General features: G+C 43.4%; 3 protein-coding genes. All 3 read left to right on the top strand.

Annotated elements, in window-relative coordinates; translation table 11 throughout:
• The first annotated feature begins 231 nt into the window (after positions 1-231).
• The 3 genes from HYS07_00330 (at position 232) to HYS07_00340 (ending at position 3,938) form a co-directional block, all read left to right on the top strand.
• Complete coding sequence (locus HYS07_00330) at positions 232-591, top strand: 6-carboxytetrahydropterin synthase (GenBank protein ID MBI1869620.1); 360 nt, start codon at positions 232-234, stop codon at positions 589-591.
• 4 nt (positions 592-595) lie between these two features.
• Entirely contained in the window at positions 596-2,368 is a 1,773-nt protein-coding gene (locus HYS07_00335; GenBank protein ID MBI1869621.1) for a carbon starvation protein A, read from the top strand.
• Between the two features lie 598 nt (positions 2,369-2,966).
• Positions 2,967-3,938, top strand: coding sequence for a Fic family protein (locus HYS07_00340; protein ID MBI1869622.1), 972 nt, complete (start codon positions 2,967-2,969; stop codon positions 3,936-3,938).
• Positions 3,939-4,128: the final 190 nt, after the last annotated feature.

Here is a 4,128-nt window from a genome sequence, read left to right on the forward strand (position 1 = left end):
TATCATGTGGATGGGGGAAGGTATATAGCTTAAAAATTCAAAAATCAAAATGTAAAAATTAAAATGACAAATCAAAATCCAAAATTTTATACACGCCTAGACACAGAAACATTTTAAATTTTACGTTGTCATTTTGATCTTTGATTTTTGAATTTTAAATTAAAAAGCCTTGTGAAAAAGTTGCTATTTCAAGTCACCAAAGAACTCAGTTTTTGCTACGGCCATCGCCTGATGGACTATCATGGCAAATGCATGCATCCGCATGGCCATAATGGGAAGGTCTCCATCACACTCGCCAAAGAAAAATTGGACAAAAGAGGCATGGTCATTGACTTTATGGACATCAAGCAAACCCTTCAGGTCTGGATAGATGAAGCCCTGGATCATAAAATGATTTTGAGGAAGGATGATCCCCTCGTCAAAATTCTTCAAAAATTAAAGGAACCTGTTTTCGTTATGGATGATAATCCTACGGCAGAAAACATTGCGAAATTGATTTTTAAACATGCCCAAAAAATCGGATTTCCGGTTATCAAAATTCGATTTTGGGAAACGTCCAGTTCCAGTGCGCTCTATGAGGAATTAAGTTAAGTCTATGCCCGCTCTGCCGCTTATCATTTTGACTCTCTGTGTTTTTACAATTGGGTATCGTTATTACAGTGCCTTCTTGGCCTCCAAAGTTTTTGTTCTGGACTCAACACGAACAACCCCTGCCCACACCCTTCGCGACAATCAAAATTATTATCCCATGTCCAAATGGGTCCTCTTCGGGCATCACTTCGCAGCGATCTCAGGGGCAGGCCCTCTGATTGGTCCTGTTCTTGCGGCTCAATTTGGTTATTTGCCTGGACTTCTCTGGATTGTGATTGGGGTCGTTCTGGGAGGAGCGACACAGGATTTTATCATTCTGGTTGCCTCGACGCGCAGAGAAGGAAAATCTCTCGCTGAAATTGCAAAGGCTGAAATCAGCAAACCTGCTGGCATTGCGTGTGCCCTGGCCATTCTTTTCATTGTCCTGGTGGCCCTGGCAGGATTAGGCTTTGTAGTCGTGAATGCCCTGGCCGAAAGTTCTTGGGGGACATTCACAATCGGCGCCAGCATTCCCATTGCGCTCGTCATGGGGACTTATATTTTTGGCATCAAAAAAGGCTCTTCCGACGCCATTCGCAAAGCTACTATTTTTGGAGTGACCGCTTTATTTCTGGCTGTTATGCTTGGGAAATTTATTCCAGAAATTCCAGCTCTCCATCAAATTTTCTTAATGAATAAAAAAGCCATTATTGTCGCCATCGCGATTTATGGATTCTTCGCTTCTGTTCTTCCCGTTTGGCTTTTGCTCGCACCTCGCGATTATTTAAGCTCTTACATGAAATTGGGAACGGTTTTATTTCTGATTGCGGGAATTATTTTTGTGAACCCTCAATTGCATTTCCCTGCCCTCACCCCCTTTATTCACGGAGGGGGACCCATTATTCCAGGAAAAGTCTGGCCTTTTTGTTTCATCACCATCATGTGCGGCGCCATTTCTGGATTTCATGCCCTCGTCTCTTCGGGGACAACTCCCAAAATGCTATCGAATGAATGCCACGCCCGCTCGATTGGATATGGCTGCATGCTTTTGGAAGCTTTGGTCGGCGTCGTCTGCCTCATCGCGGCTTGCTCCCTTCATCCAGGCGACTATTATGCCATTAATGTTTCTCCCACTCTCTACGCTGGACTTCATCTTCAACCTGTGAATTTAGACACACTCACCCGTCAAGTAGGCGAACAGACCTTGATTGGAAGAACCGGGGGAGCTGTTTCACTCGCCGTCGGCATGGCCCAGATTTTTAGTGCCATTCCAGGATTTTCAGGCTTCATGAAATACTGGTATCACTTTGCGATCATGTTCGAGGCTCTTTTTATTCTCACCACCATTGATGCCGGAACCCGCATTGCGAGATTTATTTTGCAAGAATTCTTTGGCCAAATCATTCCTGCCTTTAAACGAGCCGATTGGCTTCCCGGAAATATTCTCACAAGCGCTCTGGTCGTTTTCGGCTGGAGCTACCTCATCTGGAATGCCAGCATCAGCACCCTTTGGCCCATGTTCGGAATCGCCAATCAACTCCTGGCCGTCATCGCCCTCGTCATTGGAACCAGTATTCTCATTAAAATGAAAAAACAAAAATATCTATGGGTCTCTATTCTTCCCATGATTTTTGTGGGAGTCACAACTTTATCCGCTGCTTTTCAGATGATCACAAAACATTACTGGCCAAAAATCGCGAGCCCTTTTATCATTCACATGAACATTGGACTGATCTTTATTATGGTAGGATCTACGCTTTTTATCCTAATTGAAGCAGCTCGGAAATGGCGCTCGTGATTTTTCTAATTATCCATTGTTCAGAATTTTCACTGAAAATTTAGAAAATAAGGAGACAAAAATGAGACTTAGTTAATTAGTTAACAACGTCCCGCTATGCGTCCCTCTATGCGTGGGTCTCTATTCTTCCCATGATTTTTGTGGGAGTTACAACTTTATCCGCTGCCTTTCAAATGATCACAAAACATTACTGGCCAAAGACTGCAAGCCCCTTTGTCGTTCACATGAACGTTACGCTTATTTTTATCATGGTGGGATCTACGCTTTTTATCTTGACTGAAGCAGTTCGAAAATGGCGCTCGTTTTCCCGCCTCCCCTCGAATGAAAAGAAGAAACCTCTGAAAAACCCCTACTTCTAGAGACCTCTCAAAAAGGTCCCAGATGCAAGGTGCCCACGAGCGACCGCGGAGGCGTACGTTTTCCAGTACGCCGCACAAGGGAGCGAAGTGGGCAACGCAGCAGATGGGCCTTTTTCAGAGGTCTCAAGAAATAAAATTTACTCGCTATCCTAGACGATAATCAGTATGATTTTATCGGTGGTTTAACGGCGGTTTATCGGTGATTTATCAGCATTAATAAAAGGAAATATCTTTCAAATATGAGCTACAACCCCTCATTCCAAATAACCTCAGAGACTATTAAACACTTGGGAAGAATCGAGGCTTCTCGAGAAATTCTGGAGGGCCTTGACATACCCCTCTCCCTTGGAAAAATATTTCGCCAAGAGGCCTCTGCTAAAATGACCCATAAACAACCCATCACTGAAAAGCTAATAAAAAAAATGCACGCCATCATCCAAAAAGGAATTGTGCAGGGAAAGCTTAGAGGAGAATACCGAGAGGCACAGAATGCAATCTATGATGTAAAAACAAGAAAGGCAGTTTATCTCCCTCCTGAAGCAAAAGATATAGGTCCACTGATGCGATCATTCGTTGGGTGGTTAAATCAAGAGAGTGGGCTTCACCCTGTTTTAAAAGCAGGCATCGGTCATTATCAGTTAGTCACCCTCCATCCTTTTATGGATGGCAACGGACGTACCGCAAGGGCACTGGTCACCTTGCTTCTCTACCGAGAGAAATATGATTTAAAGCAATTCTATTCTCTTGAAGAATATTATGCAGAGGATCTCAAAGGATATTATGACACGCTCCACCAATGCCAAGGGTTCAATTATTATGACCATCCAAATCCTGACATCACCCCTTGGATCGATTATTTTGCGAAAGGGGTCGCCGTCATCTTTGAAGAGCTCAAGGAAAAAGTACTCACCTCCCTATCAAAACATCTTCCTCAAAGAAGCAAAAGAGAACTGGAGCTCCTTCAAGCAATCGGCCCCAGAGAAAAAAGAATCCTCCATTTTTTCCGTCATCATCTACAACTGAGAACAAAACAGCTCTCGACTCTCTTTCACATCAAAGACAGAACGGCAAGAAATCTTCTCACCCAATGGATTGAAAAAGGCTTCATTCTAAAACAAGGCTCTGGAAAAAGAAATGCCTATTATATTTTATCGGATGACTATCGGCAGCTTATCGGTGATTTTAAGGAAACAACCGTACTCAAAATTTGACGGGACAAAATTTCAGAGGCATGTATATAAGTAAATAGGCATATGCACTTGATTCCCCTCAGATAGCAAGAATTTGTAGTCGCCCCATTTATGGGGCAGCCTTGTGCCCCTTGCATGGATTGCCCGATGAATCGGGCGACTACTAGGGGAATCAAGTGCATATGCCTATAAGTAAATCAACTTTTTCCAG

Source organism: Chlamydiota bacterium (assembly GCA_016178055.1).
In the GTDB taxonomy this organism is placed as follows: domain Bacteria; phylum Auribacterota; class JACPWU01; order JACPWU01; family JACPWU01; genus JACOUC01.